Below are 21,365 nucleotides of genomic sequence, written 5' to 3' on the forward strand. Positions count from 1 at the left end.
CCATTATTATGTCAAGAGCAACCTAACTATGTGTAATATTTTGTCACATCTATGTATAGGAAGTGCATGATGCTTTGCGCTCAGTTTTGCGATAGGTAACAGCGACCCCTTTTATGTTTCATAGAATTTTTATATGAAACAAAGTAGATATTATAGTACTTCGCTTAAGGTACACTATTGTTAATAAAAAATAAAATAGATACGCTGGAGATGGATACACTGATAGTCACGTTAACACTCGTACACTGTTATTGATTTCTGCTAAAATCATGCCCTAGTCGTAGTTAAATGGTATGCCTATTGCGCTACTACTAACTACTATCGCTATAAAAATAGCTATCCCAAAAAAAGATAACTTAGAAACTAATAATATCGAAACTAATAATATCGAAACTCAAGGATTGAACATGAAATTGACATCTGCCATACAGAAATTACATGACCGCGCGCCTAAAGTGGGCAAAGCGGTTTCTCTGGTCACGGCTACTAGTGCTATCACTGCCACCAGTCTCGCCGCAGGTCTACCCATATGGCTAATGGGTGCAACCAAAATGATTACAGGCGCGGCTATTGCCGATAAGACGGTGATCCAAGTTACCAATGCTTGGATCAACAGCAATAACGCCTTAATTGATAATATTTTGCCACACAAAGACTGGCGCATCAGCCTACCTGAGGATGTGGATACCCAGGGTAAATACTTACTTATCAGTAATCATCAGTCGTGGGTAGATACCAGTATCGTGCAATATATCAGTGAAAAACGTTTGCCATTGACACGATTTTTTACCAAATTTGAGCTGATCTATATTCCTGTAATAGGACAAGCCTTTTATTTTTTAGACTTTCCAATGATGCGTCGGCATTCTAAAGACGCAATCGCTAAAAACCCTGCGCTGCAAGGCAAAGATATCGAAGAGGCAAAACGCGCCTGCGCCCTACTAAAAAACAAGCCTTTTACCCTCCTCAATTATTTGGAAGGTACGCGTTTTACGCCAGCCAAACGCGATAAGCAGCAATCGCCTTATCAGCATTTGCTCAAGCCACGCGCTGGTGGATTGGCCCTAGCCATTAGTGCCTTAGGCGAGGAAGTCGATGCTATCTTAGACATGACTATTGTCTATCCTGATGGCATACCGACTTATAGTGATTTATGGAAAGGCAATATTAAGCGCTTGAGCGTTGATGTTCGACATATCAAGATGCCAGACGCTTTATTTACTGCTATTCAAAATGGCGGTTACGAGAGTGATGAGGCTATCAAGGCGCAAATGTTCGAATGGGTGGAGCAAGTATGGCATCAAAAAGATCAGCTGATTACTGAAATGCTTGCCGAATTTGATGCCGTCTAATACCTTATGATAATACGACCCTAAGGCCAAAAATCGCTTGATTGACGGATTAAGATAAAGAGTTAGATGATAGTAGTGACTGCTATGGCATTAAGTCAAAATGGTGATAATATCGCCTTGTGCTGTTTTTATTTATAATGTCCGATTATAATGGCTGACGGGTTGTTTTTAGGTATTATTCATTGATAATGTTAGTGAATATTAAAGCTTACCGTTTACTTAATAGCCACTCACTATATATATAAGGTATGACTGTGTCCGCCTCTCCTGCTGCTAACCCGCCTACAAACTCAAAGCCATTGCCCAACCAGTCTACAAATCCTCTAGATACTCGGTCGCAACAACCTCAGCGTCCCATGCGTCCAAAGCCAAACCGTCTAAAGCTCACCTATGATATTGTGATGATTATCGCTATCAGTATTGATTTATTACTGATCAGTGTTGATGCTATTTTGATGAGTAACTTCAGTAGCAATGTCGCAGGGTGGCTGGCGCTCAGCGATGGACTGAGCTGGTATCAAAGCACCTTACACGATCCATTACGTACGGCTGGTGGGTTTTTTACCCTATTCTTGATTGGTGAGCTAATATTACGCTGGGCTATTGCCATTAAAGAGCAAGTCTATTATCGCTGGTTCTTCTTTCCCTTTGTGCATTGGTATGAAGTGCTGGGCTGTTTTCCGCAGCTACGTGCATTACGGTTGTTTCGAGCAGTAGTCATCGGTCGGCGTCTATATCAGCTGGGTTATCAAGTTCTACCGCAGCCGTGGCTCAACCGTATTAAGTTTTATATTAACTTAGTTTTAGAAGAGCTGTCCGATCGCGTTATTCTGACCACCATTCATAATTATCGGCAACAGCTCACCGATCCTGAAATGCAACAGTCATTGATTGAATCAACCATTGGCCGTAATCGTAAAGAAATTGAGTCAGTACTGCTGTCTTTATTACGTAAAGAGCTGGCGCCGCAACTGCAAAAACTAACTGACACCTCAGAGGGCGGCAATCTAATAGCGAGCGAAGTCGGTAACGCGATCCAAAACGGGCTGGCCAACACCCCCGAGCTGCGTCGCTATCTACGTCTAATACCGATCGCTGGTAGCTTGATTGAGTCACAACTACAGCATGTCGGACAGAATATTGGTGAAAATGTCGTCCATGCGCTTAATGAGCGTCTCTTAGATGCCGAGCGTATTGACGCCTTAATGGTTGCGATTGCCCACGGTGTTGCTCATATTGATACCAATAATACGGCGCTTGATGGCCTAATAGCGCGTATCATCGCTGACAGTTTGTCAGAATTTGAAGCACAAATAAAAGTCCAACAATGGAAGCACCAGGATATGCTTAATTTTTAGCTATTTTATGAATTGATGCCTACCAATAAATTGTAGTTATAATAGGAGTTATAATTATAAGTATATTAGGCGCTGGATTATATTCTCTAGGCTAATGGGCTTGTTAAGCCCTAGTCTTCCTTAGTACACTGACCCCAATAAGAACGCTGCCTAATAGTGTGCTGATAACTTACCTATAATAACAACTGCGCCGTGATCGCAGCGATATGACTATCTCTTGAGGATTAACAGTATGACGATTTCAGATACCGACAACCAAGCCCTCTCTCCCGCCGCGCCTGCTATGACTTTTTATGGCAAGATGCTGACCTTTTCGCGCTTGCAATTGAGTACTGATGATCTGTCTGCTATTGAGACTCAGCTTGCTGGTATGCTGAGTAATAAGACCAGCAATATTCCAGTCATCATTGATAGTGATATTGAACAAGATTTAGCGGCTTTAGTAAACCTACTGTGGTCATGGGGCCTACAGCCTATCGGTGTAATTACCGGTCTGCTTGACACACAAGCACGCGCTCAACAATTAGCGATATTCCCAGCAGAGGGCAAGCGTATTGAGCGCATTTTACCCAGCAAAAAATCTGTACCCCCCGTCAACCAAGCAGCTGTTGATAACCGTGCAGAAAAGCCATCTGATAATAGCATTAGCGCCGCAGCAAACAACGAAACTGTTGAATCGACTACAGCTACCAAACAATCAGCAGAGGCCCTACTCAGCGCCGAGCATATTACCAGCCTAATCTATGATCAAATGCTACGCTCAGGACAAACCCTTAACCATGTCGGTGGTGATTTGATTTTGACCAATAGCGTTAATAGTGGTGCTGAAGCGATTACCGATAATAGCTTACACGTATATGGCCGTGCACAAGGGCGCTTAGTCGCAGGAGCTACAGGTGATCGAGATGCGCGTATTTTCTGTCAAGTCTTTAATCCCTCGTTGGTGTCGGTTGCTGGCACTTATTGCTTACGAGATAATTTACCTGAGAATGTAATTGATAAACCGGTACAAGTACGCTTTGTAGAAGGTCAAGGCTTAGTATTTACCATTATGGATAATGCCTGAGTGTTTGTATAATCTAGTGCTTGGATAAGCTATAGGGACTATATCTTTATTGCTTTTGATACTTGCTTTGTTAATTGACTGTTGGTTAATCAACAAAGCAATTGTCCAAAGCGTGCAGTTAATATTTGGTTGAGCCGTTACTCAATACTGTAATAGGTTAAAAAAGGTTGAGCACTAGAGTAAGTTTATTTAACAAAATTGCGCTACCATAAATCTTTAATTCAGCCACTATCTAGACTATTAGTAGGCGCTGCTGTAATGTAGCAACAAGGTAGCACTTATTTTGTAGGTTTCTGTCCTTTCATACGGACTTGCTATAAGTTTTTGTTTATTTATGCTAGGCTTACGCTCGCACGTAGCACATATATTAAAAGTAAATGCGCTATTTTAGCTATTAGACATCCCATTGATTCATAGGAGTGTGCCATTGTGGCAAAGATTGTTGTAATCACTTCAGGCAAAGGCGGTGTGGGTAAAACCACGACCAGCGCCTCTTTTGCTGCCGGTTTGGCATTACGTGGCTATAAGACAGTGGTCATCGATTTTGATGTGGGCCTCCGTAATCTAGACTTGATTATGGGCTGTGAGAACCGTATCGTTTATGACTTTGTTGATGTCATCAGTGGTAATGCTCGTCTGTCGCAAGCACTCGTCAAAGACAAACGGTTAGAGAACTTATATATCCTACCTGCCAGTCAAACGCGTGATAAAGACGCGCTCACAGACGAAGGTGTGGCAGAGATTATGGCTGAGCTGTCCAAGCAATTCGACTATATTATTTGCGATTCGCCAGCGGGTATTGAGCGTGGCGCTCAGCTAGCTATGTATCATGCAGATGAGGCAATTATTGTCACCAATCCTGAGATATCTTCAGTACGTGACTCAGATCGTATCATCGGTATTTTGCAAAGCCGAACTAAAAAGGTTGAAGAAGACCAAGGCTCTATCCGTGAGCATTTAATTATTACTCGCTATAATGCGGAACGTGCTGCAGCCAGTGAAATGATGAGTATTGAAACCATCTCTAATGATATCCTAAAGGTGCCGTTATTAGGGGTCATCCCTGAAAGTCATTCTGTACTTGAAGCATCTAACCACGGTGAGCCAGTCATTCACTATACTGACTCTGTTGCTGGTCAATGCTATGACGATATCGTCGCCCGCTTTTTAGGGGAAGAACGTCCATTACGTCATATTGATGTGAAGAAAAAGAGTCTACTACAGCGCTGGTTTGGAGGTCAATAATGAATAAGAAAAAAGGATTTTGGAGTAATTTGTTTGGTTCAGATGATAATAATGTCTCTGGTAGTGCCAATATGGCGACTGAGCGTTTAAAAGTTATTGTTGCGAGTGAAAATCGCCTGAATAATCGTCTGACTGCCGACCGTATTGAGAAGATGAAACGCGAAATACTTGAAGTGGTCAATAAATATGTTAATGGTGTACAGATTGACGATGTGAACATTAATCATCGTCATGAAGATACCCTTGATGTGCTTGAGATGAATATCAGCTTACCTGAGCACAAGAAATAAAATTTTTGAGTATCTACGTGTTATAAGGTAGACGCGTTAGCAATTTAATAACATAGAAATCCAAATAAAAAAACCTCAGCATCGTACTGAGGTTTTTTTTATTCAATTTGTTACGGCTAAACCATTACTTCATCCGATTGATTAGCTTATCTTTTAAGATAAACTGATGATATAAGGCCGCGCTGATGTGCAATAAAGTAAAGGCTATAATCATCGGCCAGATAATATCAGTATGTACGTCATTATAAAAACGTGCCGCACTACGATCAGGGGTCACAAAAACCGGAATTTGAAACAAACCAAATATATCAACTGGCCTACCCCCATAAACGGTCATTAATAATCCCGCCATTGGCATAGCAATAAGTAATGCATACAAGCCAAAATGAGACAATTTCGATATGACCCGTTGCCATTTTGGCATCGGCGGAGCGGGCGGCGCTTTAGTAAACACACGATTGATTACTCGCGCTATCATCCAACACAATATACTGATACCGAAGGCTTTATGTAGACCGATATAAGCCTTGTCATCTGTATTCTGGTACAGCAGCATTAATATCCAAGTAACCAATAATAAAATGGCGCTTACCCAGTGAAATAGACGACTGCTAAGTGGCCATTTTGTTGCGTTTGGATTGACATTATTCATATATTATCCTGCTAATCAGCTCTCTAGCTGATATGACGCAACGGTTATTGATAGCAATTAATCTTGATAGATTGGTAGAGTAGTTACCGGGTAGGCGATTGTGACTTCGTAACCATACTCCACCTCAGCCTTAACGCATTAGCTATCCGAATTAACCAACTGGTGCGCAATTTTATCCAAATCCGGTACCAGATAAGGAGTGTCCTCAATAATGACCGTTTGAAATAGATAGGATAGCACGTCATTTTCTCTAAAGTGTTCTTCAATGTCATCGATCTTGTTATCAGTTCTATTGTCAATAGTACTAAAATTGTTTTGCTGATAAATACTATTATCGTCTTTGGCTTTATTGTCGTCGATATTGCTAGCAGCAACGTCAACGAAATGCTCAGGTAATTGGCCATCTTTAACTTCAGAGATGCGAACTTTTATTTGACGCAACTCGCCTGTAGTCTGTAAAGCAACGCGGTGCAACGCGGTATTTCCTTCTATTACTACTATTTTATCTGGAACCTGATCGCGCGATAGCATATGAAATACGGCAACCTCTTGCTGTTGCCACAGATAAGTCCAAATATACTCATGATAGTCATCCACACTCAAAATCAAACTGCTGGGGATAATCCAGTCAGGTTGATTGAGCGCTGGGACGATAGTAACATCAAGCATGCCATTGTCAGTGGTCAGCAAGCTTACTGCTTCAAACGAATGTTTTAGAATTTTTTTCATACGTTGCTCACAATGAATTAAGCCGAAGGGGCAGTAGCCATCATTTCACCAATGTAGTCGGTGAGTTTTTGTGCCAAAACTTCAGGACTACCTATAAACTGACAGTGACCTGAATCAATAATGGCTTGAGGTTGGCTAGGACAGGTACTCGAACTGGGATCTTGCGCCCATAGTTGGCTATGATTGTCTTGAATTGAATCCACATACTGGGTGCCATCGTTGCCCATACCAGAGAATATGATACTCACCAAATCAGTGCCGTAGACATCGCTAGTATTTTTGAGCAGCTGACCGATATCAGGCTTATACTCTCCATCCCAAGCATGTTCTGATAGAATCACCCTGCCCGTCGAATCACAGACAATCTGTCGGTCAATAGGTGCAATTAGGCATTGACCTGTCTGTAGCCGCTGCGAGGTGGTAATTACTTGACAGCGCCATTTATTATGGCGATTAAGTATCCGTGGTAACGTTCCAATCATAGCTTGGTTAAAGTGTTGTGCCAATAGAATACAAATCGGTAGCGTGGGCGATAAATTATCCAAAAATGCTTTTATTGCATTAGGTCCGCCCATAGAAGCACCCAAAAAAACCACATAACGCCAAGAACTAGGAATACCTATGTAAGCAGAGCTATCTAACAGCGTTGGCAACCCAAGCATTTTCGACAACTTCCGCTTTAACTGGCGTTGCCATTTAGCATAATGCTGTGCTTCATTTAAATAAGGTGCTTGACTAAAGCCTACTAACACCGCACTTGACTTGGACGCGGTAATAGCAGCGGCAACATTGTCATCATAGTCGCTGTCAATCAACCAAATATCGATAGTAACTTTATAGGGTTTAAGCTTACCTTTTAACTGTGCTCGTGACACGCAATCAACGAGAGTGAAGCCACAACTACGCACAGTATCACAAAACGCCACACGCTGATGATGACTTTCCGCCACCACCATCACTTGGATCTGATCATTAGTTTTATTTATAAGCGCTGAGGCACACGCTTTATCCCTCATAAGTCAGACTAACTTGTTTACCCAATAAGCGCTGTATTTTATTGAGAAGTTCTTTCTCCTGGAATGGCTTACCCATATAGTCGTTCACGCCAATCTCAAGCGCACGTTCACGATGTTTTTCACCCGTACGTGAGGTAATCATGATAATCGGAATATGCTGTAAGCGTTTATTATGACGTACTTGAATGGCCACCTCGAAGCCATCCATCCGCGGCATCTCAATATCCAATAATATCAAGTCTGGTGTGGTCTCTTGTAATATCTCAATCGCATCGATACCGTCTTTGGCTAGAGCAACATTAATTCCTTGACGCTCTAAGAAGCGAGAGGTTACTTTGCGGACGGTGACCGAGTCATCAACCACTAAAATAGTAGGCTGAGATTTTGAACGACTGCGCTCAGGTTTGGTGGATTGCGGGATATCTTTGAGCGCCGGAGTATTACGCATCAAGGTGATAAGATCCAAAATTAGCATCACCGAACCGTCACCCATAATGGTAGCCGCTGAAATACCAGCTAGATGTGCCAGCTGTCGGCCTAGAGGTTTAACCACCACCTCAATACGTGATCCGGCAATTTGATCGACTTGGAGAGCGATATTTTGTCCGGTACGATTTTTAATAAGGATAAGGGGTAAGCTGGTATTAGTATTGACCATCAGCTCATTGAGCTTGTTACCAGACAAAATCTCGTTTAAATAACGCACACGATAATTAGCGCCTTCAAGACGTAGAGTCCCCTCACCTGATTGATAGTAGTCATAAAGTTTTTCTGGGTTGATACGTACCACACGTTCAATCTGCACCAAAGGAATAGCATAATAACGATCGGCAGCGCGCACAACCAAAGCATCAGATACTGCTACAGTAAGTGGTACCCGTATGGTAAAGCGTGACCCTTGTTCAGGTTTTGACATTACCGAAACCAAGCCACCCAATTGACGAATTTCACTGATCACGACATCCATACCCACACCGCGTCCCGAGATTTGGGTCACTTGCTTGGTAGTGGACAAGCCAGCGTTAAAGATATATTGCATGATATCAATATCCGTTAAACTGGTATCTTCTGCATCAATCAAACCTTGAGAAATGGCTTTATCACGTACGGCTTCAACATCAATGCCACGGCCATCGTCCGATAAATTAATGACGATTTCACTACCTTCGCGCAGTACCTCTAGGGTAATACGTCCGCTACGATCTTTACCTGCTTTTAAACGTGTGGCAGTGTTTTCAATACCGTGATCTACCGCGTTACGTAGCATGTGCTCAAGCGGCGAGGTAATACGCTCTAGGATGGTTCTGTCCATCTCATCGTCAGCATTGATGATCGTCAGCTCGACTGATTTATTGAGCTCATTAGCGGTTTGCCTCACAACCCGCTCAAGGCGCGGTGTTAAGTGCGTAAAAGGCACCATTCGCGAGTTCATTAGCCCATCTTGTAGCTCAGTTTGCGTCCGTGACAGTTGTAGCAATAGACTTTCACTATCACGTGTTTTTTCAAGTAAAGTACTATTAATATCAATCAAGTCGGAAGCGGACTCTGTCAAAGATTTTGATAATTGGTTTAAAGAAGAATATTGATCCATCTCTAAAGGGTCAAAACCTTCATGACTAATCAGCTCATCATCAATTTGCGATAAAATCTGCGCTTCAAGCTCAATCTCCATCCGGCGCAGCTGATCTGCCAAACGTTGTACTGTAGTTCCCATATCCTCAATGCTATTGGTTAAGCTACTCATGCCCATATCAATACGCGCACGGTTAATCGCCGACTCGCCGGATAGGTTAATCATATGCTCAATCAGACCGCCTGAGATACGGATCATCTCATTACTACTTGCACTCTGTTCCTGCTCAGTGAAATTGCCAGTCAGAGGCGGCATCTCACTAATGTCTTCTTCTATATATTCTGACTCTTGCTTGGCTTTAGCCGTCAAAATTGTCGTCCGCTGCGCTTGGAGTGACTCGTTAGGTATCTGCTTTAAACTATCAGGATTTTTAACAAATTGCTCGAGCGCCTCTATTAGTAACGTAGGCGTTGGTGGATTCACTTGCTGTTCGAGAATAAACACCGCGTCTGCGAGCCAATCATGACAAGTTACCAGTAACTCTAATATCTTTTTGGTGGCGGGACGGCGTCGACTGGCAAGATCTTCATAAACAGTCTCCATTTCATGCGCTAAATCAGCAATACCATTGGCTGCGACCATCCGCGCGCCACCTTTTATCGTATGTAAGTCACGCTGTAGAGATTGTAGTGCGACCGTATCGCTGACATTATTCAAAAATTGCTGCAAATACTTGTTACGGTTGGTAAGCTCTTGTGCTTCTTCTAAGAACACCTCTAAAATATCAGGATCAGGCAACCCATTTGACCACGATTCCTTGATCAATCTATCCAAACTAAGGCTGTCTGGGGCTTTATCTATTCCGCGATCACTTTCATCTGCAACGGATTGAGGTTCAGTACCCACACGCTTGTGTGGCGCTGGTAAGATAAGGGTAACAGTTGCCGGTAGCGTATCTGTTTGCTCAAACTGCCGTAATTGCTCAATGAGTTCATGGGCAAAAAACGAGGTTTGATGATTTAGAATATGTGTAATCTGTAGCGACAAAGTATCCTGTACTATTTGCATAATAGCCAACCACTGCGCTGTTGGCACCCGTCTATCTTCTACAAAGGCTTCGTAAATACTTTCAGCTTCATGAGTCATATCTCCAATACTACGAATACCTGCCATTCGTGCGCCACCTTTGATGGTATGAAGATGACGTTGTAATATTTTTAAAGTCTTAGTGTTGGTGATATCTGCTCGCCATTTACTAAAACTTTCGGCGATGGCAGTATCGAGTTCTTGCGCTTCTTCTAAGAAGATTTCTAATAGCTCAGCGTCGGTATCAATCGACTCAAGCTGTAACTTGGGGGCTGAGGTACTTTGCACAGTATCTGAGGCACTATCAGTAGCGACGTCATGGCTACTATTATCGTCATAGGAATCATTGTTATGAGATAAGCTTTGCAAACTTTCAATAACTTGCTCATTGACTTTTAATGACATGCTACCAGCTAGCGCATCAAACAAGCCAACCAGCTGGGCGTGGCCAGCAAGCATTATGGTTTGAATATCAGCATCTCTTGCCTGTTGAGGATGCTTGTTCAGGTAAGCATAAGCGCCACCTAACGCACCAAGTATCGAAGTAAATTTTGGCGACTCTACAACTTTAGCAGCTAAGTACTTTATTTGTAGGATTTGCTGCTGTATATAGGTTTGAACGTGTTCAAGATCAGAATAACTAAGCGCGGCATTTAATTGCCATTCAGCATCTAACAACTCATCGATATTTTCATCTAATAGCTGCGAGATACTTAGCTGGCTATCAGCTGCGTTGACAGTATCGTCTGACTCTCCGAGCATCGCTTGTAGTGAGGCTAAATCTTGCTGGCTTTGGTTGTCTTCTCCTGACAAATTTTGCTGCTGGAGATTTTGTTTATAATTACTTAGATAGCCATCAATAAGCTCAACGGATTGAGTTAGCGCTTGGAGATGCTGAGCACTCATCAGCGTATCTTGCTGTTGTAATTGCTCTAAGCTTTGCTCTATTGTTGCGCTAACGTCACTGATAGCAGCTAAGGCCTTAGAGCCGGAAGCCGCTCGCAAAGTATGAAAGGCACGAACAATTTCATCACTGACTTCAATATGAGACTGGTCTTGGTGCGCACCGACAAAGTCATTAATATCTTGTAATAACTCCTCTGCCTCTTCAATAAAGATTTCACAAAACGCTTGTTCTTCTTCACTTTGCGGGGTGAGAACGACTGGCGCCTCTGCCATGATTTCGTTAACAGAATAAATCGTTTGTAGCATGCTATCAACATGATCATTGTTGTTAACATCAGTACTATCAGGGTCACTATTATCCGAAGCACTACTACCAAGAGCACTGCTATTACCACGATTAATGCTATGAGCATTCATATCACCATCAGACGATATCGCCAAGTGATCAATAGGTTGCTGTTCAGGCGTGTTTAGTAATTTATCACGTAAAGCGGAGTAGCTGAACTCATCCCCATATTGCTTACTATACGCATCGGCACAGGCTATCCATAGCGGCACAACAGCCGGATAGTCATGGCCGTCACTTTCAAACGTTGCCACTAACGCTGGATACGCTGTTAAGACATCAGCGATAAGCTGTCTTATATCTGCTGAGACCGTAATACTATGATCTAAAATACGATTGAGCATGTTCTCTATAGACCATGCCAGCCCAGCCGTATAATTAGCGCCAACCATACGGCCTGAGCCTTTTAGGGTGTGGAAGCCGCGGCGAATATCTGCCAGATTGCTTAAGTCAGCAGCTGTCTGTTGCCACTGTTCATATAAGGGTACAATCTCGGCTAATACTTCATAGGCCTCTTCTATAAATATCTCTTTGATATCAGGATCTGCATCATTAGCATCAGTTGGGAGTTGCGACGTCTCTTGCATAAAGGGCACAAGTACCACCGGTATTTCTAGACCAGAGATAGAGACAGGCAAGCCCTGCTCATTACTAACACCGTCATTGCTAGCATTCTCACTAGTATCATCATTGACATCGCTACTATTATTTATAGACCGATAAGCGTCATCTATAGAGTCTACTAGATCAAGGTGATCGGGAGTTGCTCTCTGCTCTTCTAAGCTCAGATCGTTTTCGTTTTCGTTTTCTGATATAGACTTCTCTATATCAGCTTCAGTTTGTATAAATACAGACGTCGCTAAACCAGCATTCAGCGGTTGATTGGTTCGCAGATTATTACTTTGTAAGATAGTGATAGCAGGGTCAACACTTGGCGCTTGTAAAGACTCAAAGTCCGTTACCAATAACGATAAGCGCTTTGTGGTCTGTATTACTAGCGCGACAACATCTTCAGAGACCGGCATCGTTTTATTTAAGAGATGATTAAGCAGATCTTCAATAGACCATGCCATCTCGCTAATGCTAAAAGCACCAACCATACGACCCGAGCCTTTTAGAGTATGAAAACCGCGCCTTACTTCAGTTAACGGCGTTAAATCCTGTGCATCTTGCTCCCAAATGGGTAAAAAGTCTCCTAAATCAGCGATAACTTCCGTCGCCTCTTCGATAAAGATGTCACGAATCTCTTCATCCATATCAAAATTATCAGGCTTGACTTGAGCGCGAGCGCTTAATAAGGCTTCGCTGTCGGTTTCATCTATAACATCATGAGCGTTAGGCTTTAATGTAGTATCACCGTCTGAGGTTGACGAGATGGTGGTTTCATTAATAAGCGTTTGGTCAACAGGAGGCTGATTAATACTAGGAGCAATCTCACCACTATCGTCGTAGCGAATCACATCAGTAGCAGCTACTTTTTTGCTAAGGTACGTATCATTATCATTGGCCGTATCAGAAGTTTGCAAGCGTGCAATGAGTAGTTCGGTAGCTTGTTCAATGTGTCTATTTGCCTGAGCTAATAATTGCTGGTCAAAAATCTGCTGCGCCAAACAGTCTAATAAAAGCTCGATAGCAGTTAAGCTCTCAGCCAACGCTTGGGTAAGCTCCCAGTTAAGCGTACTAATATCATGCGCTACCAGTTGCGCAAATACAGTTCCGATGCTATCGGTAGCTTGGCCAACTGATGGTAAGCCCATATCCTTAAAAGCACTGCTAATCCTAATAAAGTCTTTAGCATCTGGTAGCAAATGAGTCTGCTGACGCTGTATATACTCATTGAAATGCTGCTTTACCTCTTCAACAGCAATTCGCAATTCACGTAAACGCTTATCAGAAGGAATCACATCCGTAATAGCGTCTGTCTGTAAATTTTCAATATCAGGCGTTGTAGGTTTTGAAAACAGGGAAGCGGTGTCCCCTATTTTAATATGGATAGCCTGTTCTGTATTATAAATGGCGTTATATAACTCTTGGAGTTGCTGCTCAACCTGAATCCGCGCAAATTCGGTCTCAGATGAGATGCTTTGCTCTACATCCGTCATGATGAGTTTAATTTGAGACGCAAATAACGTCCAACCTCGGCGCTCAAGTTGGGTTTTTATCTGTTGCAAAAGCTTTAGAAGGCTATGAGGTTTATCAAGAGCAAGGATTACGGTCTCAAGCTCACTCAATATGCGCGGTAAAAAACGCAACACGGTGTCGGCGCTGTCATTACTATCATCGTTATCAGTGCTTTGCGATAAACGGTCGGATCTTGATTGAGTGTGCTCGTTACTCTGAGCAAGAGCGTTTAACTCAACATAGATGTCTGTCACCAAGTTTTTGATGATGTCTGGTGATAATGCTGCTAAATAACCGTCCGTATCAGCATTTGTCTCAGTGGGCGACTGCCCATCTTCGACCTGAGTGTGATGTGCGCAAGCTTCTATGACTTGATCAAGCTGCGCCAGTAACGGTGCATAGTGCTTAGGTAACGGCTTTTCATTAGACGCAAGTTCATTTAACCATCGTTCAGCTAAGTACCAAAGACGCTGCTGAACATTTATGCTAGAAGTTTGCCACAAATACTGGCTGACTTTTTCTAACACCGTTAATACAGGCGGTTGGTTAGCATTAGCCACCAGCAATTGTTGCACTTGCTGACGCCAGACTATTAATAGTTGTTGATATTGCTGAGAGGTTAAAGCCCCTATCGTTATGCTATTCGGTAATGCCTTATTGATGTCATAGACAGTATTATCTCTAGCTATTGAGGTCGAATCTTTAGTTGATTCCGTTACTATACCTAGCTGTGACAACGTTTGGGTAAGTTCATCAACAGCTTTCTTTACTAACGCTACGTAGTAGGTGCCTGTTCGCACATATTGCGCCAACTCGTGCTGCAATAGCTGGTGAGAAAACTGAGCCGTTCGACAGTGGTCAGCACTAATATCAGTACTAATATTAGTACTAAGCTTCTCGCTATTGCCTACGCCTGCTAATAAACTCAGTTTAGTAGCTAAGCTTGCCAACAAAGGCAGATTGATCATGATTAGTGCACCACTAACCTGATGATAATGCGGTGCCATATGTTCATAATCAGGACTGCTAGAGCCTACTTGCCAGCCATCAGCTACCTGTGATAATTGCTGATTAAGTAGTGGTAGTAGCCGCTCAAGCGTCACCATTTCATTGGGCTGGTTTTTCATAGGTTTATCCTGACTCTTGTAGGCACTAATTTAGGCACTAATCTTTTGCCACGCATTAATCTGTGGGTGCGCGATACGGCGCATGTTCGAAGGACGCCAAAACAACGCCTCACCTGGAGCTAACACAATATAACCACCTAACGCACACTGAGCTGCCAATCGGGTCAAAATATCACGTTGATCAAATTTGCGAAAATATAACAGCACGTTTTGGCAGATAATCACCTGTTGTAGATAAGGTGTGGACAACTCTTGAGTGAAAATATTGTGCCAAACAAAACTGACATGCTGACGTAACGTCGCCGCGATTTGCCAGTCCGCCTGGATGGCTGTTCGTGGTTGATTAATCATAGACAAATCATAAGGATTTGGTCTGCAAGTTACATGTTCAGGCACTAAGGGTTGAATAAACTGCTGGCAGTCTTGCGGGATTAAGTGCCGCTGCTGCTCATCGTAACGCCCTAATTGCGCCTTGGTCAGAGCTTGCTTACTGACATCAGTACCTAATATGGCATAATTTGTCATCCGCTGCGCCGCTAAACTCATAGCAAGCGTCCAAACCTCCTGACCGTGAGCGCAACCAACGCTCCAAATACGAAATAAATTATCAGTATTGAGACCGTTCAAATGGGCTTGCTGCTGATATTGTAAGGCGTGTTCCGTGATGAACCGTATTGAAGGTATATGCCGAAAAAAACGACTTTCGGGAATGAGTACGGCATCCAATAACTTCTGACGCAACTCACTGTTAAACGGTAATGCAGTCCATAGTTGCTCAACTGTCAACTGATGTGCCGCTGCTGTGTGATCAACGGCATTCACTAACCACTTTAATTGTATGTCTGGTAAGACAAAGCCAATCTCTTGCTCTATATAACTTCGCCACTGTTGCGCATTTAAGATTGCATTTTTTACTAAAACATTTATCGCTATAGATCTAGTTTTAGCCTGGTCGACCGCTCTACTATCTCGCTGAGTAAGATTATTCACATGACCTGCTATTGTTATTACAATCGCACGCTAGAATGACTAGCGCCGCGTTTTAAGTAGTAGCTCAATATAAGAAATAGTAGTTCAATATAAAAAACTACGCTTTGTTAATAACGATTGAGTAAAAGTAAACGATAGAATTCAAGGTCGCTCGTTTATTTTTACTCAATTTTTATTACTAGCACTGGTGTTAAGTACTCGATACATTTGACGGACTTTTCATCTCAAAACTATCATGATCACTATCCAAATCATAATCACTATTTAAATCATGATCATTGTTTAAGTCATAATCACTATTTAAGTCATAATCACTATTTAAGTCATGATCATTGTTTAGGTCATGATCTAATTGTTCATCATCATTAGATACCTTAAAGCCCGTTACCGATTCTTGTAGGGCTGCTGCCATTTCGCTCAGCTCACCAATAGAACGCGCCGTTGCCATCGTACCGGACGAAGTTTGCGAAGTAATATCTTGAATAATATTCATAGTATGAGAGATGTGCCCGGCAGAGTCAGCTTGCTGCTGCGCGGCGTTTGAGATGCTTTGAATCAAATCGGCCAAGGTGTTAGAAACACTTTGCACTTCCTCTAGTGCTTCACCAGCATCTTTTGCTAAGCGCGCACCGCGGACAACCTCAGAAGTAGTGGACTCCATCGACATAACCGCTTCATTAGTATCTGCCTGAATGGTTTTTACCAAAGTTTCGATCTGCTTGGTCGCATTGGCTGAACGCTCAGCGAGACGCTGAACCTCATCAGCAACTACAGCAAATCCTCGGCCCGCCTCGCCTGCCATCGACGCCTGAATAGCGGCGTTCAATGCCAAAACGTTGGTCTGATCAGCAATATCATTAATCAAGCCAACGATATCACCAATCTCTTGAGAGGATTCACCAAGGCGTTTGATACGCTTTGAAGTTTCTTGAATTTGATCGCGAATGACGTTCATACCTTCAATCGAGCGCTGTACGACTTCTGCCCCATTATAAGAGATAGCAACTGAGCGCTGAGCAACCGTTGCGGACTCCGTGGCGTTATTCGAAACTTGATCAATCGATACCGTCATCTCATTAATCGCCGCTGACACACCAGCGATTTCTTGCGCTTGGTGCTCAGATGCTTCAGCAAGCTCAATGGCGTTCATCTGCGTTTGCTCTGAGGATTGTGAGACGCGGTCAGCAGTACTGTTAATAACCAATACCAGTTGACGTAATTGGTCAATCGCAAAGTTCACTGAGTCAGCAATTGCCCCAGTGAAATCTTCTGATACCGTCGCGTTAACGGTCAAGTCACCTTCTGCCAAATCTCCTAGCTCATCAAGTAAGCGTAAAATCGCTATCTGGTTACGTTCGTTTTCTTCCTGAATCTGGCGAGCACGTTCAGACTCTGCATCTGCTTCTTGCCGGCGGCGCAAGGTTTCTTTTTCAATAAGTAAGCGTTCCTTTCCACCGCGATTTTTTAGTAGCTGGTATAAGGCCAATAAGGTACCCAATACCCCTAACACGAATGCAATCATTGGCAATACTATTGATTGATTGAAATCGTTCAAGTATTGACTCAATGATGATAATGAATTGATTAACCAAACCAAGCAGGCCACGCTCACTAAGGCAAAAAACCCTAATAAAACCTTCCATTTATTATTGGAATCTTTAACATCTGGCGTTTTTTTAACCGTGCCAGCTACAGGGTTTTTCATAACTTCACTCATCGTGCATATTCCTTCCAAACAGTCGTCCAAGTCGTCTCTTGACTGACTTTATCAATCACTGTCATACCAATAACAGCCATCAGCAAAGCCTGTATGAATACTGACATACAGCAGTATCATGTCAGTCGTTACTACTTTGTCATTGTTCTAGCAGACAAATTTTTTATTATGGTTTATTACAGATAGTTATATCGCAGCATCAATATATCGCGAGTCTTGCGCCAGCAAACTGGGCATAAAAACAAACCAATCTTGCTCATCTTTAAAGAACTTACCATGATTATAAGGGGCAAATGGTGACTTACTATCAATAGCTTCTGATCGGTACTGACTACGATTGAAATGCTCAATACCCAGCACTTGATCTACGAGTATTCCTGAAAACACGCTATCATGATCGATAACAATCACTTTGCGCTGACTCATTTGCGACAAATGACTAGGAACATGCAAAAACTGAGACAGATCTGTCAACGGTAATAGACGTCCGCGAATATTAGCAATACCTAGAATCCATGGCTGGACTAGGGGCATACTGGTATATTCAGGCATCATCAGCACCTCTGACACTTCACCCATTGGGGCAACCAGTCGCTGTCCGCCAATCTCAAATACCACACCTTGCCAGTCGGATTCTTGCCCGCCTTGGCGACCACTTTTGCGCGCGCGTGCCATGTCCGCTAAGCGCAGAAGCTCAATAAATCCTCTGGAAGCCACAAGTTACTCCATTACTTTACGAATAATGTTAATCAACCCTATCTCGTCAACCGGCTTAGACACATACTCTTTAGCGCCTTGACGCTTACCCCAAACCCGATCAGTTTCTTGATTCTTGGTACTGATCATGATGACTGGAATATGAGCGGTGGTCTTGCCACGTGTTATTTTACGAGTGGCCTGAAAACCATTCATCTCTGGCATAACCACATCCATCAAAATGATGTCTGGCAAATGTTCAGCTGCCATCTGACAACCTTGTTCACCATTGATCGCCTCTAACACTTTATAATTATTTTTCGCAAGCATGTCACGAAATTTCGCCATCTCAGATGGCGAGTCGTCAATGACTAAAACAGTAGTCATGGGTATTTCCTTTATTTTTAAAGATATCCGTCAGGATGTGTAATTTAAACCATCTAATGAGTACTCATACCTTAAGCTTTAATGACAAGTTTATGGTCATAATACGAAGTGTTAAGTGATATGCACTAATTAACTGGCTAATTTATAACTGTGGCAACTATACTTTACATACTTGTATAATTACTTTTTACAGTTGTTTTTTTGGTATGACATAACGATTTGTATGACGAAATAACCGACAAACTATGCCAACTTCCATATCTAAACTGGTCTGTCTAAACCTGGTATTTATATCTATTAGCGGTATTGGTTAATAGCTTCAAACAACTCATCTTTGCTAAATGGCTTGGTCAAATACTCATCAGAACCGACAATACGTCCACGCGCTTTATCAAACAAACCATCTTTTGATGACAACATAATCACAGGCTTGCCGGCATAATCAGGATTGTTTTTGATCAATGCGCATGTCTGATAGCCGTCTAGACGTGGCATCATGATGTCGACAAAGATAATGTCTGGGTTATTATCAACAATCTTAGCCAACGCATCAAAACCATCAATAGCCGTAACCACTTCGCAGCCGGCTTTTTGCAATAAGGTCTCTGCTGTACGACGAATGGTTTTTGAGTCATCGATAACCATGACTTTTAAGCCATCAAAATTATTTTCCATTATAATTGTCCTATGAACGACTGTTTATTCGTATCGCTATTTTTCAATGTAAACTTTTGGCTGCTATTTTGTTTCATGAAATAGCTTATATTTAAGTTTATAGCGATTACCAACTTTACATTATTAGCTTGATAACGATTAACTTTATCTACAGCTATTATCTATGGTGCTAACCGCCTATTAAATATCGCGCTATCATAAGCTAATATACGTACTTTATCATTAATTATCTGAGTAAATTCAGCTATTAATATAACAAGGGTACTCAACAACAGTATGGAATGAAAGCTAAGCAGCAAATTTCTAAGCATTGCTTTAATCTTTATTATGTATAAAATTGCTACATAACTTACCCGATAATCTTAGTTTGTGATAAAAGTGTATCAATTGATTCTACTGTGCCTGTTTTAGCATAATTGGTTGCACTTTCCCAGTTATTTAATTGACTGGCGGTTACTTTAGCTACATTAATTACATTTACTATCCTACTGAACCAGTGCTTATAGTATTGCTCTTTGTAGCAGCTAGTAGCTCTTTGATAGTTAACTAGGGCGCACTAGTTCCCCCTCGTTTGATTTCACTATATAATAAAACGACGTTTATGATGGTGGTTGGTATGACGTTCTTTATGTGCTTCGAATCTGTATGCTTCAAGAATAGCGCTTGCTTATTGATCGCTTTACTTCTTGTCGCGTGCCAACCGCCGGCACCTAATGATGAACTTCGTGCTAGCGATAAAAGTGAGATCGTAGATACACCACTCATTATCGGTGCAGATAGTGTCACTATGACGCCTAAACATATTCTGAATATAAAATCATCACGTTACCAGCCAAGCCTCGGACTACAAGGCAACATTGAACCCACTAAGCAGACACAGCTCATTTCAGCCTATGCGCTTAGGGTAGAAAAAGTACTGGTTACCACAGGTCAATGGGTAGAAAAAGGCACGCCATTATTGATTGTCCGGCGTCAAGTTGATACCAGCAAACAAACAAATCTATCCAATGAGACAGACGCCGAAAATTCAGGTTCTACAAACTTAAACCCCATTAATTTAGGCAGTGCTGCGACTGCTAATAATGAAGCCAGAAACCAAAACGCTATAAGTAGTGCTACAAATAAGGACACCTCATTAGAGCCGTTGTTGCCCAGCAATCAGCAAGACAGTAAGGAAGCCAATGACCTTGAAACCAAAAGTCAACTATCCCCAAATGATGATGCCAGCAATAGCGGTGTAAATAGCAGTCAAGGTCCTGTAAACTCCGAAAAATCCTCTCAGCTGATTACCATACGTGCCAGTTTTTCAGGGCGCGTGGATGCTTTATATGTTCAACCTAAAGAACAAATTGCCGCTCGTAAGCCACTGTTACACCTCAGTGATGAGACTGATCTACGCTTTATCGCCACCTTGCCCATTCAAGCCAAGCCTCAATTATCAGTGGGACAAACGGTGAACTTCACTACTCAAGGTCTGTCAGAAAAATTTACGGGTCAAGTCAGTAACTTAGTTGCCAGTGACCAACCTAATCAGCTACTGGTCTATGTTCATGTGGTCAAAAACGACGCCAGCCGCAGTACCCTCAAGCCAGGTATGTTCGTTACCGGCCGAGTCGATTATGGTCAAATAGAGGTGGGTACAGTCGTCCCTAAGCGCGCGCTTCACGATGTTGACTTGAAAGCTCTAGAAACACCGCCATACCAGTCTCTTACGCCATTGACCGCTAATGTATGGACTATTAAACAAGATCAACTTCTGACCCGTCAGCCTGTTGAGGTTATCAAGTATGATCCAAGTACGGGACAATATCTGATCGCAGGTATCAGCAATGATAGCTTAATTTGTTTGGCTGACTTGCCGGTAGAGTCAGCTGGCAAAAAAGTGGTTATTTCATAGTCGGTTAAGATGTACATTACCTTAATATAAGTTACATGGTATATAAACATTAACAAAGCATGTCTTGTTTAATAACGTCTTACTTAGGCAATATAGTCGTATCGTCTAATCGTCGACTGATTTATTAACCGTAGTT

At 42.4% G+C, this 21,365-nt stretch carries 14 protein-coding genes and 1 pseudogene; 6 read left to right on the top strand and 9 right to left on the bottom strand.

The window, feature by feature from the left end; translation table 11 throughout:
* The first annotated feature begins 407 nt into the window (after positions 1–407).
* The 5 genes from JMX97_RS07165 (at position 408) to minE (ending at position 5,311) form a co-directional block, all read left to right on the top strand.
* A complete protein-coding gene (locus JMX97_RS07165) occupies positions 408–1,352 on the top strand; it encodes an acyltransferase (protein ID WP_201556459.1) in 945 nt (314 codons plus the stop codon).
* A gap of 248 nt (positions 1,353–1,600) precedes the next feature.
* A complete protein-coding gene (locus tag JMX97_RS07170) occupies positions 1,601–2,710 on the top strand; it encodes a hypothetical protein (RefSeq protein WP_201556460.1) in 1,110 nt (369 codons plus the stop codon).
* A 232-nt stretch (positions 2,711–2,942) separates the two neighbouring features.
* Entirely contained in the window at positions 2,943–3,776 is an 834-nt protein-coding gene (gene minC / locus JMX97_RS07175) for a septum site-determining protein MinC (protein ID WP_201556461.1), read from the top strand.
* Between the two features lie 429 nt (positions 3,777–4,205).
* Complete coding sequence (gene minD, locus JMX97_RS07180; protein WP_201556462.1) at positions 4,206–5,021, top strand: septum site-determining protein MinD; 816 nt, start codon at positions 4,206–4,208, stop codon at positions 5,019–5,021.
* On the top strand, positions 5,021–5,311 hold the full coding sequence (minE, locus tag JMX97_RS07185) for a cell division topological specificity factor MinE (RefSeq protein WP_201556463.1): 291 nt from the start codon (positions 5,021–5,023) through the stop codon (positions 5,309–5,311). The genes minD and minE overlap by 1 nt, the downstream gene beginning before the upstream one ends.
* Before the next feature lie 124 nt (positions 5,312–5,435).
* On the opposite strand, the gene JMX97_RS07190 is transcribed toward minE, so the two are convergent.
* From JMX97_RS07190 to pilG, 9 genes and pseudogenes are all read right to left on the bottom strand, one after another.
* Positions 5,436–5,963: a cytochrome b gene (locus JMX97_RS07190; protein WP_201556464.1), complete on the bottom strand. Its 528-nt coding sequence runs from the start codon at positions 5,961–5,963 to the stop codon at positions 5,436–5,438.
* A gap of 138 nt (positions 5,964–6,101) precedes the next feature.
* Positions 6,102–6,692 (bottom strand): hypothetical protein, encoded by a 591-nt coding sequence (locus tag JMX97_RS07195; RefSeq protein ID WP_201556465.1) that lies wholly within the window; start codon positions 6,690–6,692, stop codon positions 6,102–6,104.
* Positions 6,693–6,709: 17 nt separating this feature from the next.
* Positions 6,710–7,708, bottom strand: a complete 999-nt coding sequence (locus JMX97_RS07200) for a chemotaxis protein CheB (RefSeq protein ID WP_201556466.1) — start codon at positions 7,706–7,708, stop codon at positions 6,710–6,712.
* The gene (locus JMX97_RS07205; RefSeq protein ID WP_201556467.1) at positions 7,698–14,867 is read right to left on the bottom strand and encodes an Hpt domain-containing protein; all 7,170 of its coding nucleotides are present in this window, start codon (positions 14,865–14,867) and stop codon (positions 7,698–7,700) included. The genes JMX97_RS07200 and JMX97_RS07205 overlap by 11 nt, the downstream gene beginning before the upstream one ends.
* Positions 14,868–14,897: 30 nt before the next feature.
* Complete coding sequence (locus JMX97_RS07210) at positions 14,898–15,857, bottom strand: CheR family methyltransferase (RefSeq protein WP_201556468.1); 960 nt, start codon at positions 15,855–15,857, stop codon at positions 14,898–14,900.
* A 370-nt stretch (positions 15,858–16,227) separates the two neighbouring features.
* Positions 16,228–17,445: pseudogene (locus JMX97_RS07215) on the bottom strand (methyl-accepting chemotaxis protein); the annotation flags it as partial.
* Positions 17,446–17,760: 315 nt separating this feature from the next.
* Entirely contained in the window at positions 17,761–18,291 is a 531-nt protein-coding gene (locus JMX97_RS07220; protein WP_201556469.1) for a chemotaxis protein CheW, read from the bottom strand.
* 3 nt (positions 18,292–18,294) lie between these two features.
* Positions 18,295–18,657, bottom strand: a complete 363-nt coding sequence (locus tag JMX97_RS07225) for a response regulator (protein ID WP_201556470.1) — start codon at positions 18,655–18,657, stop codon at positions 18,295–18,297.
* 297 nt (positions 18,658–18,954) lie between these two features.
* Positions 18,955–19,332, bottom strand: a complete 378-nt coding sequence (pilG, locus tag JMX97_RS07230; protein WP_201556471.1) for a twitching motility response regulator PilG — start codon at positions 19,330–19,332, stop codon at positions 18,955–18,957.
* A 628-nt stretch (positions 19,333–19,960) separates the two neighbouring features.
* Here pilG and JMX97_RS07235 point away from each other — a divergent pair.
* Entirely contained in the window at positions 19,961–21,229 is a 1,269-nt protein-coding gene (locus JMX97_RS07235) for an efflux RND transporter periplasmic adaptor subunit (RefSeq protein WP_227671501.1), read from the top strand.
* The last annotated feature ends 136 nt before the right edge of the window (positions 21,230–21,365 follow it).

The sequence above is a fragment of the Psychrobacter sp. 72-O-c genome, assembly GCF_904846605.1.
Lineage (GTDB): Bacteria > Pseudomonadota > Gammaproteobacteria > Pseudomonadales > Moraxellaceae > Psychrobacter.

Excerpts from the sequence above, each read along its gene's own strand:
- JMX97_RS07165 (WP_201556459.1), top strand. The coding sequence starts at position 408 with ATGAAATTGACATCTGCCATACAGAAATTACATGACCGCGCGCCTAAA.
- JMX97_RS07170 (WP_201556460.1), top strand. The coding sequence starts at position 1,601 with ATGACTGTGTCCGCCTCTCCTGCTGCTAACCCGCCTACAAACTCAAAG.
- minC (WP_201556461.1), top strand. The coding sequence starts at position 2,943 with ATGACGATTTCAGATACCGACAACCAAGCCCTCTCTCCCGCCGCGCCT.
- minE (WP_201556463.1), top strand. The coding sequence starts at position 5,021 with ATGAATAAGAAAAAAGGATTTTGGAGTAATTTGTTTGGTTCAGATGAT.
- JMX97_RS07190 (WP_201556464.1), bottom strand. The coding sequence starts at position 5,963 with ATGAATAATGTCAATCCAAACGCAACAAAATGGCCACTTAGCAGTCGT.
- JMX97_RS07195 (WP_201556465.1), bottom strand. The coding sequence starts at position 6,692 with ATGAAAAAAATTCTAAAACATTCGTTTGAAGCAGTAAGCTTGCTGACC.
- JMX97_RS07200 (WP_201556466.1), bottom strand. The coding sequence starts at position 7,708 with ATGAGGGATAAAGCGTGTGCCTCAGCGCTTATAAATAAAACTAATGAT.
- JMX97_RS07205 (WP_201556467.1), bottom strand. The coding sequence starts at position 14,867 with ATGAAAAACCAGCCCAATGAAATGGTGACGCTTGAGCGGCTACTACCA.
- JMX97_RS07225 (WP_201556470.1), bottom strand. The coding sequence starts at position 18,657 with ATGACTACTGTTTTAGTCATTGACGACTCGCCATCTGAGATGGCGAAA.
- pilG (WP_201556471.1), bottom strand. The coding sequence starts at position 19,332 with ATGGAAAATAATTTTGATGGCTTAAAAGTCATGGTTATCGATGACTCA.
- JMX97_RS07235 (WP_227671501.1), top strand. The coding sequence starts at position 19,961 with ATGTGCTTCGAATCTGTATGCTTCAAGAATAGCGCTTGCTTATTGATC.